The organism is Rickettsiales bacterium (assembly GCA_041396965.1).
In the GTDB taxonomy this organism is placed as follows: domain Bacteria; phylum Pseudomonadota; class Alphaproteobacteria; order Rickettsiales; family SXRF01; genus SXRF01.
The window spans coordinates 1,989,887-2,004,615 of sequence record JAWKXN010000001.1 but is presented as its reverse complement, the minus strand read 5'-3'; the positions used below and the strand labels follow the sequence as shown (position 1 = coordinate 2,004,615).

11 protein-coding genes are annotated in these 14,729 nt (G+C 41.1%); 9 read left to right on the top strand and 2 right to left on the bottom strand.

Annotated elements, in window-relative coordinates; translation table 11 throughout:
- Positions 1–57 precede the first annotated feature (57 nt).
- The 3 genes from R3D71_10445 to nusG all read left to right on the top strand — a co-directional run bounded on the left by R3D71_10445 (position 58) and on the right by nusG (position 2,271).
- Positions 58–1,347 carry a hypothetical protein gene (locus R3D71_10445; protein MEZ5692065.1) on the top strand — a complete coding sequence of 430 codons (1,290 nt, stop codon included), beginning with the start codon at positions 58–60 and terminating at the stop codon, positions 1,345–1,347.
- Between the two features lie 118 nt (positions 1,348–1,465).
- Positions 1,466–1,657 (top strand): preprotein translocase subunit SecE, encoded by a 192-nt coding sequence (secE, locus tag R3D71_10440; GenBank protein MEZ5692064.1) that lies wholly within the window; start codon positions 1,466–1,468, stop codon positions 1,655–1,657.
- Between the two features lie 74 nt (positions 1,658–1,731).
- Entirely contained in the window at positions 1,732–2,271 is a 540-nt protein-coding gene (gene nusG, locus R3D71_10435) for a transcription termination/antitermination protein NusG (GenBank protein ID MEZ5692063.1), read from the top strand.
- A gap of 72 nt (positions 2,272–2,343) precedes the next feature.
- On the opposite strand, the gene R3D71_10430 is transcribed toward nusG, so the two are convergent.
- On the bottom strand, positions 2,344–2,847 hold the full coding sequence (locus R3D71_10430) for a hypothetical protein (GenBank protein MEZ5692062.1): 504 nt from the start codon (positions 2,845–2,847) through the stop codon (positions 2,344–2,346).
- 4 nt (positions 2,848–2,851) lie between these two features.
- Positions 2,852–3,472, bottom strand: coding sequence for a hypothetical protein (locus tag R3D71_10425; GenBank protein MEZ5692061.1), 621 nt, complete (start codon positions 3,470–3,472; stop codon positions 2,852–2,854).
- A gap of 555 nt (positions 3,473–4,027) precedes the next feature.
- Here R3D71_10425 and rplK point away from each other — a divergent pair.
- The 6 genes from rplK (at position 4,028) to rpoC (ending at position 14,718) form a co-directional block, all read left to right on the top strand.
- Positions 4,028–4,462, top strand: a complete 435-nt coding sequence (gene rplK / locus R3D71_10420) for a 50S ribosomal protein L11 (protein MEZ5692060.1) — start codon at positions 4,028–4,030, stop codon at positions 4,460–4,462.
- Between the two features lie 4 nt (positions 4,463–4,466).
- A complete protein-coding gene (gene rplA / locus R3D71_10415) occupies positions 4,467–5,165 on the top strand; it encodes a 50S ribosomal protein L1 (GenBank protein ID MEZ5692059.1) in 699 nt (232 codons plus the stop codon).
- A gap of 12 nt (positions 5,166–5,177) precedes the next feature.
- Entirely contained in the window at positions 5,178–5,693 is a 516-nt protein-coding gene (gene rplJ, locus R3D71_10410; protein MEZ5692058.1) for a 50S ribosomal protein L10, read from the top strand.
- Positions 5,694–5,749: 56 nt separating this feature from the next.
- Positions 5,750–6,136 carry a 50S ribosomal protein L7/L12 gene (gene rplL, locus R3D71_10405; protein MEZ5692057.1) on the top strand — a complete coding sequence of 129 codons (387 nt, stop codon included), beginning with the start codon at positions 5,750–5,752 and terminating at the stop codon, positions 6,134–6,136.
- 154 nt (positions 6,137–6,290) lie between these two features.
- A complete protein-coding gene (rpoB, locus tag R3D71_10400; GenBank protein ID MEZ5692056.1) occupies positions 6,291–10,415 on the top strand; it encodes a DNA-directed RNA polymerase subunit beta in 4,125 nt (1,374 codons plus the stop codon).
- A 109-nt stretch (positions 10,416–10,524) separates the two neighbouring features.
- Positions 10,525–14,718 carry a DNA-directed RNA polymerase subunit beta' gene (rpoC, locus tag R3D71_10395; GenBank protein MEZ5692055.1) on the top strand — a complete coding sequence of 1,398 codons (4,194 nt, stop codon included), beginning with the start codon at positions 10,525–10,527 and terminating at the stop codon, positions 14,716–14,718.
- The last annotated feature ends 11 nt before the right edge of the window (positions 14,719–14,729 follow it).

Sequence of the window (14,729 nt, the reverse complement as noted above, 5' to 3'; positions counted from 1 at the left end):
CTTTATATTAAAATATTGTTATTGTTTATAAATATCTATCTTAATGCTAGGTCACAAATGAGTATTAATTTATTAACTCCTTTAAGAATAATTCTAAAAGTATCGATTGGCTATGAAAAGATCTTTGAGGATATAAAGTCACGCTCTTTTTTCGTTAGGTTAGTTTTCAATATTCATAGATTTCTTCATCCGAATATATTCTCAACATTAATGGTCGCTTGTTATGGTGCAAAATCATTTCTGTCTTTAAGCTTGCGTGATATTAAAGAGTATCCAATAATAATTACCGCGAATGTTTGTAATGAGAAGAAACACGCTAATTTTTTCGCTGATTCTGTTGGTAGGAGTAAGGTGGGATTCGTCAATATTAGTGTGAGGAATATTGTTTCATTAAGCTCGTTAAAATATTTTATTTTATACTGTAGGAATTTGGGTAGGGTAAGAAAATATTTTTCTGTTGTCTCCTATATTAACCGTAAATACGGGTTCATGCCAGCTTGCCGCAGCGTAAGTATGATAGGTTTTTATCTGCGGTTTGTAGAGGAGATAAAGAAAATAGATTGTAAGGCTGTAGCTGTGGTTAGCGACTACAGTCCTGATGGGTTAGCTCTTATTTACGCCGCTCGCAAGAATAGTCGGAAAATTATTTATATGACACATTCGTTCATTCATCATCATTTCAGGGTTACGGCTCAGAATTTTGATTTGATATTTTTTGATGGCTCCGTTTCTTATGATAATTATAGGAATACCGGAAAGGACGGACAGAATATAGGTAGAGTCGTTTTTATGGGGCTAGAAGGCAAATCTATGCCTATACGGACCAGTGGGCTGAGAAATGTTAATATGCGGATAGGAATTTTCCTTACCGCTCCGGTAAATATGGATAAGCTTATCTATGGTGTGGACTCCTTGAAAAGAATCTGGCAGCCGGAAAATATAGTAATCCGTCCACATCCTGAACCATTGGCACGCCCTGATTTTTCGTTGATTATAAAAGATAATGTTGTTTTATCCACAGAAAATAAGCTTATGGATGATATAGAGCGTTGTGATATAGCTGTGGTTGGCAATACTAGCGCTGTGCTGGAGATACTTAAGTCGGGACTTCCTTGCGTCTATTATCATGGATTTGAAGGTTCGTCATGGGATTATTGTGGCTTTGTGGCTTCTGGCTTGGTGCCTGAAATAAAGGATTTTCAGGATATCTCCATTGATAATATAAGAGATTTTTATGATAGGGATGATTGGCATAATATATTTTTGAAATATGATCCTTATTACGGAAAATCAGTTAATAAATCTGATATAATAAGAAAAGAAGTTGATGGTATTATGTCATTATAATTTATATATAACAATTGCTTGTATTGTTTAGATAAATAATTATTGAAATTTATCGCTTATCTTAATATAAGGGGGCTTTCCCCGTATTGTTATATAATCTAGTTGAGAGGTCGTTAAAATGTCCACCGTTAATCCAGCGAAATTTGTTCGTGAGACTCGTCAAGAAATGAGACGCGTCACTTGGCCAACAAGGAAGCAAACCATGCTCTCAACTGTGACAGTACTAATTTTTGTGTTAATTGCCTCTATGATATTTCTGTTGGTTGATACTGTAGCGGCTTCAGCTGTGAAAGCGATAATAGGAGTATAGGTTTTATTCGGTATTACACAGTTGTTTGTAAGGTGATTTGGTTAATTCTATAAATAGTTAGAGAAAGATAAAATATGGCGTTTCGTTGGTATATTGTGCACGCTCATTCCGGTTTTGAGAAGAAGATAGCGGAGTCAATAAAAGAGCAAGCGATAAAAAATAATATAGCTAATCTTATAGAGGAAGTTGTCGTTCCAGTTGAGGAAGTTAGTGAGGTGCGTAAGGGTAAGAAAGTTATGTCTGAGCGTAAATTTTTCCCTGGTTATGTTATGGTGAAGATGGAGCTTAATGACGCTACTTGGCATATGGTGAAAAATACACCTAAAGTTACTGGATTTCTTGGTGGAGGTGGTAAAGGTAGGCCAGTACCAATTACCGATAAGGAAGCGGAATCCATATTTGACCAGATACGCGAGGGTGTGGAACGTCCTAAATCTACAGTTAGTTTTGAGATTGGAGAAAATGTTAAAATTATTGAAGGACCTTTTGAATCGTTTATCGGCTTAGTTGAAGGTGTTGATGATGAGAAGTCGCGTGTTAAAGTGTCAGTATCTATATTTGGTCGTTCAACGCCGGTAGATTTGGAATATAATCAGGTAGAGAAAGTAGCCTGAGGTAGGTAGGTTTCGTCCTGTTTGTGGTTAGAAATAAGATCTAGAGGCTCGGAGGAAGTAGAAACGCTATATCTACTTTCTTAATTTTTTTATCAAAACGGATAGAGCAAGCATCATTTCAGATCCGGTTTTCCCGCCATCTCCTTCTATTTTGTTTTTTATTACCGTGTTCATAGCGTCAATATGTTTGCTATATATTATAATGTTTTCATGGGGATTTTTATCGTTTTTTGAAAACTCCTGCAGCGATTTCGCTATGTTCATCCCTAAATTATAGCCAACAGCGTCGAGCTTTCCTTTTATTAAGAAAGCGTTTTTATTTATTTGTGTAATCAAGGTGGAACCTTGCTTAGGGTTTTTCGTAAACTCACTAAAATCATTTATTATAAATTGCCATATGTCAAGGATATCCTTATGAAATCCTTCGTGAGCTTTTTCTATTATGCTCTGACATTCACGAATTTTTTCGGGAGTAAATATTTCTTCCAGCTTTACGCTTTTACCAATTTTTTTGCGGATAGCTGATTCTTTTTCTATTTTCGCTGCTGGTTCTTCGTTGATTTTCTGTACTGTCATATCGTCATTTTTCTGAGTATCTAATTATTTTAATATCGCGCTTACGGCGCTCTATCTGATTTGGAGGTGGTTTGTTAACCATTCTCCGGCAGGGACCTTTGTAATTTTGTGAGGTAATAAAAGTTCTTTGATGGTCTATTACCCTAATAATATTATAACATAGTGATTCGGCCGATACTGGTTTTAGCATGATTTCGTTTACTCCTGAGTCACGGGCACGTTTTATATGGCTTTCTTGTGCTTGGCTGGTAAGCATTATTATCGCTACATAATTGTTAGGAGAGTGTTTTGAAGAGCGTATATAGCGTACAAAAGCGACACCATCGTTAGGTGGGATTGGTGACCACATATCCACATCTATGGGAATTATAACTTTGCTTGAGTCTTGTTTTGGAGCGTGTAGGTCTTCTTTCGCGGTAAGTTCCCAATCGGTTATTATAAGATCTATGTCTATTTCTTTCATTACTTTTACGGCTTGATAACCATCATTGGCTACTATTACGGTACCAAAGCCGAGACTTGATAAAACATCGCGCAGCATTATTGCTACATTATCATCCTCGTTAACTACTAGTAAGTTTACTTTTGAGAGTACAGAATTATAGTTTTTGGAGATTGCTGTCATGAATTACCCAGTTCCTTTAATTTGTATTTTATTTACATATACAGAAATGATGCATAACTACTCTATATTAATTATTTGTTTTATTGTTTAATAAAGAATTAATCTTATCATGGCATTTTAACTAATTTGATTATTTAATTTATTATATTTCAGTATGTTGTTTTGGTAGCAAAGAATTTTTCTGATTTTTAATTAAGTTTTATAATTTATTTATGTGTCCTTTCATGACATGATTTACGATAAAATGTTCCATCTGTATCAATTATGGTCATATTGATAATTTAATAAGATAAAATAGTCAATTATTCTATTTATTATATGTAGAATATATTTTTACTTTTACTTTCAATTTTTTTAACCGTGTAATTTTTTTATATTTATTTAATTTTTGGTAAAAAAACTCTTGCATTAATACTAAAACACAATTATAAAACCGCTCCTTCTGTTTATTGACTTTCTCAGAAGTTGTTTTGGGAGTTTGCCGCTAATAGATTGTTTTTTATGATTTTTTAGTGAGATGCGGACGTTAAAACCATTAATTTAATAGGTGTATAAATGGCAAAAAAAATTGTTGGGTATATTAAATTGGAGATTCCCGCCGGAAAAGCTAATCCGTCTCCGCCTGTTGGTCCCGCTCTTGGTCAGCGTGGTCTTAATATCATGGAATTCTGTAAGGCGTTTAACGCTGCCACTCAGAAAAATGAACCCGGTGCTCCAATTCCAGTTACGATAACCGCCTATCAGGATAGAACGTTTACTTTTGAGACTAGACTCTCTCCGGTGTCATATTATCTTAAAAAAGCTGCTAATCTCAAGAAAGGGTCGCAGACTCCTGGAAAAGGTAGCGTGGTTGGAAAGATTTCTATGGATAAAGTGCGTGAGATAGCTCAGGAAAAAATGAAAGATCTGAACGCCAATGATATTGATGGAGCCGTTAAGATGGTATGTGGTTCCGCTCAATCAATGGGCCTTGAAGTGGTGGGGGCGTAGAGTTATGTCAAGAATTTCAAAAAAAAGAAAAGCAATGCTAGGCAAAGTGGATATAGATAAGCGTTATCCTTTAGCGGAAGCTGTGAAATTGGTTAAGTCGATGGCGAGCGCAAAATTTGATGAAACCATAGAGATAGTTATAAATACGGGTTTAGATCCTCGTCAGACTGATCAGCTTGTTCGTGGTATGGTGTCTATGCCTAACGGTACCGGTAAGGAGGTGCGTGTGGCTGTGTTCGCAAGAGGAGATAAAGCAACTCAGGCTGTTGAGGCTGGTGCTGATTTCGTTGGTGCTGAGGATCTGGCTGAAAAAATTGCTGGAGGGTTTACCGATTTTGATCGTATTATAGCTTCTCCTGATATGATGGCAGTTGTTGGTAAGCTTGGTAAGGTATTAGGACCTAAAGGGCTTATGCCAAACCCTAAGCTTGGTACTGTTACTCCTAATGTGGCTGACGCGGTTAAGTCGGCGAAATCAGGGCAAGTTGAGTTCCGTCTTGATAAAACAGCGATTATTCATGCTGGTGTGGGGCGCGCTAGTTTTAGTGAGGACGCTATAGAGCAGAATGTTAAGGCTTTTGTCGGCGCTGTGGTCAAAGCTAGGCCTTCAGCGGCTAAGTCTAACTATATAAAGAAAGTTGGCATTTCCTCAACTATGGGATTGGGGATTAAGCTAGAACTTGCTGATTTATTGGCAGCTTAAAGGAGAAAAAATATGCCGATGACTCGTTTACAGAAAAAAGAGATGATTGAAGCTACTAATGGTAGGCTTACTAGTGCTGCTATAGCTTTGGTTGTTCATAATAAAGGTCTTACCGTTGCGCAGATGACGCAATTGCGTCGTAACATGCGAGATGCTGGAGCTGAATTGAAAGTTATTAAGAATCGTTTAGCAAAGCTTGCTGCTAAGGACACTCCTCTTGAGGGGGTTTGTGAGTTTCTTAATGGACCGTCAGTTATAGCTACCTCGTCTGATCCGGTGTCTGTCGCTAAGGGATTGGTGGATTTCGCTAAGAACAATGATAAGCTGGAGATTGTTGGGGGTTCCTTCGGTTCACAGTCTTTGGATGTTGAGGCTATAGAAGGTCTTGCGAAATTACCGTCTCTTGATGAATTGCGCGCTAAGATTGTTGGGATGTTACAGACTCCTGCTTCACGCATAGCCAGTGTTGTTAAAGCTCCGGCGGGGCAGGTGGCAAGAGTTATATCTGCTCATGCTGATAAAGGGTAGTTTGTCGGTTTATTGTTTATTATTATTAATTTTGTTTTTGTTTGGGAGTATTATTTATGTCTACAAATCTTGAGAAAATAGTGGATACTTTGTCCGCTCTTACTGTTATTGAAGCAGCAGAACTTTCTAAAATGCTTGAGGAAAAATGGGGTGTTTCTGCAGCTGCTCCTGTAGCGGTCGCCGCTGCTGGTGCCGCTGGTGGCGCTGCTGCTCCTGCCGCTGAAGCTAAGACAGAGTTTGATGTTATTCTCGCGTCATTCCCTGCTGATAAGAAGATCGCGGTTATTAAGGCTGTTCGTGAAATTACCGGTCTTGGTCTTAAAGAAGCTAAAGATCTTGTTGAATCTACACCAAAACCTGTTAAAGAGGGTGTGGCTAAAGAAGAGGCTGATAAAGTTCAGAAAACTCTTGCTGACGCTGGTGCTACTGTTGAAGTTAAGTAATTCTGCTGACTTTTTTATTATGGGGTGAGGTCGTTTAGGCGTCACTCCATGCTGCTGTTTATAATTTGCTGTTTACATATTTTGTGAAATCTATGACCGAGTTCAATTTGAGTTAAGATTTTGCGTTTTAGTATTCTTTAGTTAAGAGGTTTTCATGGCACAGGCTCAAAATTCGCAACTTTCGTTCACGGCTCGTAAGCGTATTCGTAAAAGTTTTGGCAGGATTGAGACCATTACTTCTATGCCTAATTTGATTGAGGTGCAGAAGAATTCTTATGATCAGTTTTTGCAGATAAATGTTCCAGTGGAGCAGCGTACCGATACTGGTCTGCAAGCGGTTTTCAAATCGGTGTTTCCGATTCAAGATTATACGGAAACCTCTACTTTAGAGTTTGTACGATTTCATTTTGACCCACCTAAATATGATGTGGATGAGTGCCGTTCACGTGGCATAAATTCCTCCGCTCCGCTGCGGGTGACATTACGTCTTATCGTATGGATTGTCGATGAGGATACTGGCGCACGTGAAATTAAGGATATTAAAGAGCAAGATGTCTATATGGGTGACATACCCTTGATGACTGACAATGGTACTTTTATCATTAATGGTACGGAAAGGGTTATAGTCTCACAAATGCATCGTTCTCCAGGTGTGTTTTTTGATCATGATCACGGCAAAACACATAGTTCCGGTAAGTTTCTTTATTCATGTAGGGTAATTCCTTATCGTGGCTCGTGGCTTGATTTTGAGTTTGATGCTAAGGATTTGGTGAATGCTCGTATAGATCGTCGCCGTAAGGTTCCTGTTACTACTTTCTTGCGTGCTGTTGGTATGGATAATAGTGAGATACTTTCTACTTTCTATACATATACCGTTTATAAGAGAGTAAAGGGTGGTTGGGCTGCTAAATTTAACCCTGAGCATTATCGTGGTATCAAACTTTCGCATGATCTTGTTGACGCTAAAAGTGGTAAGATCTACGCGGAAGCTGGTAAGAAAATGAATGTTCGTTTGGCTAAAAAATTCCTTGAGGAAGGGCTTAAGGAATATTTGGTAAGTGACGAACAGTTCGTTGGTAAATATATCGCTACTGATATTGTTAATCCACAAACTGGTGAGATTTACGTTGAGGGTGGTGATGAGGTGACTGTTGCCGCTATTGCAGTTCTTGAGGAGGCTGGGGCTAAGGATGTAGCGATTCTTGATATTGACCACGTGAATGTGGGTGCTTATATGCGCAATACTCTAGTCGCTGATAAGAATCTTACGAAAGAGGACGCTCTTATTGATATATATCGGGTTATGCGTCCGGGTGAGCCGACTACTGTGGAAGCCGCTGAGGCATTGTTCAATTCTCTATTCTTTGAGTCGGATCGTTATGATTTATCCGATGTTGGCAGGGTGAAGATGAACGCTCGCCTTAATCTTTCTATAGATGAAAATGTTGGGGTTCTAACCAAAGACGATATTGTGGGGGCGGTCAAGCTGTTGGTCGGTCTTAAGGACGGTATTGGTGAGGTTGATGATATTGACCATCTTGGTAATCGTAGGGTTCGCTCGGTTGGTGAGTTGATGGAAAACCAGTTTCGTATTGGTTTGTTGCGTATGGAGCGTTCTATTGTTGAGCGTATGTCCAGTGTTGATATTGATACTGTGATGCCGCATGATTTGGTTAACGCTAAACCTGTCGCGGCGGCTATTCGTGAGTTTTTTGGCTCAAGTCAGCTTTCACAATTTATGGATCAGACTAATCCGCTCTCAGAGATTACTCATAAGCGTCGTTTGTCAGCGTTGGGACCAGGTGGTCTTACCCGTGAGCGCGCTGGTTTTGAGGTGCGTGACGTGCATCCGACTCATTATGGACGTATATGTCCTATTGAAACTCCTGAGGGACCGAATATTGGGCTTATTAACTCAATGGCTACCTATTCACGAGTGAATAAGTATGGGTTTATTGAAAGTCCGTACCGTAAGGTAACGAATGGTAGGGTTACTAATGAGGTGATTTATCTGTCAGCTATTGAGGAAGGTAAATATACTATAGCGCAGGCTAACTCAGAAGTTGATGATAATAATAAATTTACTGGTGATCTGATTTCTTGCCGTTGTAATGGTGAGTTTGTGCTTTCAAGCGCGGATCGCATTGATTATATTGACGTAGCGCCAAAACAATTAGTGTCGGTTGCCGCCGCTCTTATTCCTTTCCTTGAGAATGATGATGCTAACCGTGCGCTGATGGGCTCTAACATGCAACGTCAAGCGGTTCCTTTACTGCGTTCTGACGCTCCGCTTGTTGGTACGGGCATGGAGGAAATAGTAGCTAAGGATTCTGGAGTTACCACTATCGCTCGTCGTAGTGGGGTGGTTGATCAGGTGGATGCTACTCGTATAGTTATTCGTAGTTCGGAAGTGTCGGAAGACGGTTCTCCTGGTGTTGATATTTACAATCTTATTAAATTTACCCGTTCTAACCAGAATACTTGTCTTAACCAACGTCCTTTGGTGGTGGTTGGTGATGTGGTAAAAGCTGGTGATATTATCGCTGATGGTCCATCTACCGATCTTGGTGAGTTGGCGTTGGGTCGTAACGTGTTGGTGGCCTTTATGCCTTGGAATGGATATAATTTTGAGGATTCTATTCTTATTTCTGAACGGATTGTTTCTGAGGATGTGTTTACTTCTATTCACATTGAGGAATTTGAAGTAATGGCGCGTGATACCAAGCTTGGCGCAGAAGAAATAACCCGTGATATTCCGAATGTTGGTGAGGAAGCGCTGCGTAATCTTGACGAGATTGGTGTTGTACATATTGGCGCGGAAGTAAAACCGGGTGATATTTTGGTTGGTAAAGTTACTCCTAAATCAGAGTCACCAATGACTTCTGAGGAGAAATTATTACGCGCTATATTTGGTGAGAAAGCGTCTGATGTTCGTGATTCCTCACTGCGTCTTCCACCGGGTGTGGCTGGGACTATCGTTGGAGTACGTATTTTTAGCCGTCGTGGTATTGAGAAAGATGAGCGCGCTCTTTCTATAGAGAAAGCGGAAATTGAGCGTTTAGCTAAGGATCGTGATGATGAACGGGCTATTATTGAGCGTTTTGTTTATGGTCGTATGAGTGAATTATTGCTTTCCAAGAAAGCGACTTCTGGTCCTAAAGGATTTAAGATTGGAAGCGATATAAACGAGGAAACTCTTAAGGAGTATAGCAAAGGTCAATGGTGGCAGTTCGCCGTTAAGGATGATGCGGTGATGAATGAGATAGAGCAGCTAAAGAAGCAGCTTGACTCAGCTCTTTCCCGTATCAATATGAGATTTGAGGAAAAAGTTGGTAAAGTTCGCGCTGGTGATGATTTGATGCCGGGTGTACTTAAAATGGTGAAAGTATTTGTCGCTGTTAAGCGTAAACTACAACCTGGTGATAAAATGGCTGGTCGTCATGGTAACAAGGGTGTGGTGTCCAAGATCGTACCGATTGAGGATATGCCTTATCTTGAGGATGGGACACAAGTTGACATATTGCTTAATCCGCTTGGTGTGCCTTCACGGATGAATGTTGGACAGATATTGGAGACTCATCTGGGTTGGGCATCGGCCGGTATTGGTGGGCAGATACGTGGTATGCTTGAGGATATTCAAGAGCAGAACAAATCACAGGCTTCTGTTAAAAAACTTAAAGAGTTCATCAGTGAGACTTATGAAGATAAAAAATTGGAAAAATCCATAGCTAAAATGTCAGATAATGAATTACTGGAGCTTGCCGGTAATCTTAAGAAGGGTATTCCTTTTGCTACTCCGGTGTTTGATGGCGCTAAGGAGGATGATGTTGTTCACTGGCTGAAGAAAGCTGGTCTTGATTCATCTGGGCAGGTGCAGCTTTACGATGGGCGTACTGGAGACGCTTTTGATCGTAAGACTACGGTTGGCTATATTTATATGCTTAAGCTTCATCACTTAGTGGATGATAAGATACATGCTCGCTCTATTGGTCCATACTCGTTGGTTACTCAGCAGCCGCTTGGTGGTAAGTCACAGTTTGGTGGTCAGCGTTTTGGGGAGATGGAATGTTGGGCGCTGCAAGCTTATGGAGCGGCTTATACGCTTCAAGAAATGCTTACTGTTAAGTCTGATGACGTGGCTGGACGTAGCAAGATATATGAGTCTATCGTACGTGGTGATAATAGTTTTGAGTCTGGTATACCGGAGTCGTTCCACGTTATGGTGAAAGAATTGCGTTCACTCGGTCTTAATGTTGAGTTGATTGAGGAAGAGGCATAATAGGTTCTGGGGACTAGGTACTAGGTGCTAGTATTTGGTTTCCCAGACAAAAAACCAGAATCTAGCACCTAGCATCTAGAACCTGAAACCTAAATTAAAGGGTAAAAATATGAATGAAGTAATGAGTTTTTTTGGTCAACAATTAACTTCTACTAAACAGTTTGACGAGATCAAGATTTCCATAGCGAGTCCTGAGAAGATAAGCTCATGGTCGTTTGGGGAAGTAAAAAAGCCAGAAACCATTAATTACCGCACTTTTAAGCCGGAGCGGGATGGTCTGTTCTGTGCGCGTATTTTTGGTCCTATAAAAGATTATGAATGTTTGTGCGGCAAATATAAGAGGATGAAATATCGTGGGATTGTCTGCGAAAAATGTGGTGTTGAGGTTACCACCTCTAAGGTTCGTCGTGAGCGTATGGGGCATATTGATCTTGCCTCTCCGGTAGCTCATATCTGGTTTCTTAAATCACTTCCTAGTCGTATTGGTATATTGTTGGATATGACTTTGAAGGATCTTGAGAAAGTTCTTTATTTTGAGTCTTTTGTGGTTGTTGAGTCGGGACTTACTCCATTTTCGGTGGGTGAACTGCTTTCTGAGGAACAGTTCTACGAGGCTCAGGAAAAATATGGTGATGGCACTTTTACCGCGCAAATTGGTGCGGAAGCCATTAAGACAATGCTGTGTGCTCTTGACCTTGAAAAACAGAAAACAGAGCTTCGTGCCGAGCTCGCTGAGACTAATTCAGAGGCGAAACGCAAGAAGTTGGTAAAGCGTCTTAAGCTAATAGAGGCTTTTCTTGGTTCGGAAAATAAACCAGAATGGATGATAATGGATGTGGTTCCGGTGATTCCACCTGAGCTTCGCCCGCTGGTGCCGCTTGATGGTGGTCGTTTCGCGACCAGTGACTTGAATGATTTATATCGTCGGGTTATTAACCGTAATAACCGCCTTAAGCGTTTGATGGAATTGCGAGCTCCTGATATTATCGTGCGTAATGAGAAGCGTATGTTGCAAGAGTCGGTGGACGCGTTATTTGATAATGGTCGTCGTGGTCGGGTTATTACCGGTGCTAATAAACGCCCGCTTAAATCACTTTCTGATATGCTTAAAGGAAAGCAAGGACGTTTCCGGCAGAATCTACTGGGTAAGAGGGTGGATTACTCTGGTCGTTCGGTAATCGTGGTTGGTCCTGAACTTAAACTTCATCAATGTGGTATTCCAAAGAAGATGGCTCTTGAGTTATTTAAGCCGTTTATTTACGCCAAGCTTGAGCTTTATGGGATAGCGACAACAGTTAAAGCCGCTAAGCGTATGGTGGAAACGGAGCGTCCTGAGGTGTGGGACATATTGGAGGAAGTTATACGTGAGCATCCTGTATTGTTGAATAGAGCGCCGACTCTTCACCGTCTTGGTATTCAGGCGTTTGAGCCGGTGTTGGTTGAAGGTAAAGCGATAAATTTGCATCCGCTAGTATGTACAGCGTTTAACGCGGATTTTGATGGTGACCAAATGGCGGTGCATGTTCCTCTATCAATAGAAGCGCAAATAGAGTCGCGTGTGCTTATGATGTCTACCAATAATATATTATCTCCGGCTAATGGGCATCCGATAATAGTGCCGAGTCAAGATATAGTTCTTGGTCTTTATTATATCACTCTTGAGTCAGATGGTGAACCGGGTGAGGGAATGGTATTTACTGGTACTAAAGAAATACAGCATGCGCTTGATAATGGTACTGTTACCTTACATAGTAAAATTAAATGTCGTTATCGTACGGTTGATGAGAATGGTAATGATTTAACTCAAGTGGTTTCGTCAACACCGGGGCGGATGATGATTTCTGATATATTACCAAGACATCCGAAATTACCATTTTCTGTGGTAAATAAACTACTTACCAAGAAAGAGGCTTCTAACCTTATTTATGAGGTGTATCGCCATTGTGGTCAAAAGGAGACGGTGATTTTCGCGGATCGTCTGATGGGAATTGGGTTTAGGCATGCCGCTAAAGCCGGTATTTCTTTCGGTAAGGATGATATGATAGTGCCGGAAACTAAGCATAAGCATCTCAATGATACTTTCGCTGAGGTTAAGCAATTTGAGGAGCAATACGCTGATGGTCTTATAACTCTTGGTGAGAAATATAATAAGGTTATTGACGCTTGGTCTAAATGTTCCGAATTGGTCGCTGATGACATGATGAAACAGATTTCATCTGTTGGCAGGAATAAAGAGGGGAAATTCAAAGCTCGTGAGATTAATTCCATTTACATGATGGCAAATTCTGGCGCGCGTGGTTCCGCCGCGCAAATTAAGCAGCTTGCCGGTATGCGTGGTTTGATGGCTAAGCCGTCTGGTGAGATTATTGAGACACCGATTATATCTAACTTTAAGGAAGGTCTATCGGTTCTTGAGTATTTTAACTCATCGCATGGCGCGCGTAAAGGTCTTGCTGATACCGCTCTTAAAACCGCGAATTCTGGTTACCTAACACGTCGTCTTGTTGATGTGGCGCAGGATTGTATCGTAACGGAAAGAGATTGTGGTACAAATCGTGGTATTATCGCTAAGGCGGTTATAGAAGGTGGAGACATAATCGTGCCGCTCGCTGATCAGATTCTTGGTCGTACTAGCGCGCGTGATGTTCACCATCCGGTTAGTTCCGAGAAGATTTTAGGCGCTGGTCAGATGATTGATGAGTTGATCGTTGGTCGGATAGATGAAGCCGGAATTGAAGAGATTATGGTGCGTTCGGTTCTTACTTGTGAGAGTGAGAAAGGTGTATGCGCTAATTGTTACGGTCGTGACTTGGCGCGTGGCACAGAGGTTAATATCGGTGAGGCTGTTGGGGTAATCGCCGCGCAGTCGATTGGTGAGCCTGGAACACAGCTTACCATGCGTACATTCCACATCGGGGGAGCGGCGCAGCGTGGCGCGGAAGTATCAAGTGTTGAGTCAAGCCATGACGCGACATTTACCTTGTCTAACAAAAATATCGTAACTGACTCTAAAGGTCGCCTGGTGGTGATGAGTCGTACGTGTGAGATAGTTCTGCGTGATGAGAATAATCGTGAGCGCGCTCGTTATAAAGTGCCTTACGGTACCCGCCTGCTAGCTAAAGAAGATGAGGCGGTTAAAAAAGGTCAGAAAATAGCGGAGTGGGATCCGTATACTTTACCGATTATCACTGAGCGTGCTGGCTTTGCTAATTATCGTGATTTGGTTGAGGGTGTTTCATTGCGTGAGGTACTTGATGAGGCTACCGGTATCTCTAATAAGATAGTGACTGACTGGCGGCAACAGACACGTGGCGCTGATTTGAAACCTCGTATCGCTCTTCGTAATAAGGAAGGTGAGATAATAACTCTAGCTAATGGTTTGGAAGCTCGTTATTTCTTGCCGGTTGGCGCGATTCTCTCAGTAAGTGATGGTCAGGAAGTTCATACTGGTGATGTGTTGGCGCGTATTCCTCGTGAATCAACCAAAACGCATGATATTACCGGTGGTTTGCCACGTGTTGCTGAGTTGTTTGAAGCTCGTAAACCGAAAGATCACGCTATTATATCTGAGACAGAGGGTGTAGTTGAGTTTGGTAAGGACTATAAAAATAAACGTCGGGTTATTGTCCGTTCTAAGGATGAAGCGGTTGAGCCGGTTGAGTATATGATTCCTAAAGGTAAGCACATTACCGTTCAGGAAGGTGATTATGTTCAGAAAGGCGATCTGTTGCTTGATGGTAATCCTGTTCCGCATGATATTCTGAAGGTTATGGGTGTTGAAGCTCTAGCTCGCTATATGGTGAAGGAAGTTCAGCAAGTTTATCGCCTGCAAGGGGTGCTTATAAATGATAAGCATATTGAGGTTATCGTGCGGCAAATGCTACAAAAAGTAGAGATTGATAGCCCTAATGAGACTACTTTCCTTAATGGTGAGCAGGTTGATAGAGAGGAGTTTGATTCTGTAAATAGCAGAACTATAGCTGAAGGCTATAAGGGAGCTACCGCTTCTCCAGTGCTTCAAGGTATCACTAAGGCTAGCTTGCAAACTCATAGTTTCGTATCGGCGGCTTCGTTCCAGGAAACAACTAGGGTTCTTACGGAAGCTTCTGTCGCTGGAAAGGTTGATAAGCTTTCAGGTCTTAAAGAGAACGTTATTGTTGGTCGTTTGATACCGGCGGGAACGGGCGCCGCGGTTATGCGTATGCGTAAGATTGCTTCCGAGCGTGAGAAGGAAGTGATCGCGGCTGCGGAAACTATTGATGATAATGGTGATAATACTCCACTAGTTTCATCTGGCAGTTAGGCTTTATTAGT

Bases quoted from the DNA above. Each gene is read 5' to 3' on its own strand.
- secE (MEZ5692064.1), top strand. From the start codon at position 1,466: ATGTCCACCGTTAATCCAGCGAAATTTGTTCGTGAGACTCGTCAAGAA.
- rplJ (MEZ5692058.1), top strand. From the start codon at position 5,178: ATGCCGATGACTCGTTTACAGAAAAAAGAGATGATTGAAGCTACTAAT.
- rplA (MEZ5692059.1), top strand. From the start codon at position 4,467: ATGTCAAGAATTTCAAAAAAAAGAAAAGCAATGCTAGGCAAAGTGGAT.
- nusG (MEZ5692063.1), top strand. From the start codon at position 1,732: ATGGCGTTTCGTTGGTATATTGTGCACGCTCATTCCGGTTTTGAGAAG.
- R3D71_10430 (MEZ5692062.1), bottom strand. From the start codon at position 2,847: ATGACAGTACAGAAAATCAACGAAGAACCAGCAGCGAAAATAGAAAAA.
- rpoC (MEZ5692055.1), top strand. From the start codon at position 10,525: ATGAATGAAGTAATGAGTTTTTTTGGTCAACAATTAACTTCTACTAAA.
- R3D71_10425 (MEZ5692061.1), bottom strand. From the start codon at position 3,472: ATGACAGCAATCTCCAAAAACTATAATTCTGTACTCTCAAAAGTAAAC.
- rpoB (MEZ5692056.1), top strand. From the start codon at position 6,291: ATGGCACAGGCTCAAAATTCGCAACTTTCGTTCACGGCTCGTAAGCGT.
- rplL (MEZ5692057.1), top strand. From the start codon at position 5,750: ATGTCTACAAATCTTGAGAAAATAGTGGATACTTTGTCCGCTCTTACT.
- rplK (MEZ5692060.1), top strand. From the start codon at position 4,028: ATGGCAAAAAAAATTGTTGGGTATATTAAATTGGAGATTCCCGCCGGA.
- R3D71_10445 (MEZ5692065.1), top strand. From the start codon at position 58: ATGAGTATTAATTTATTAACTCCTTTAAGAATAATTCTAAAAGTATCG.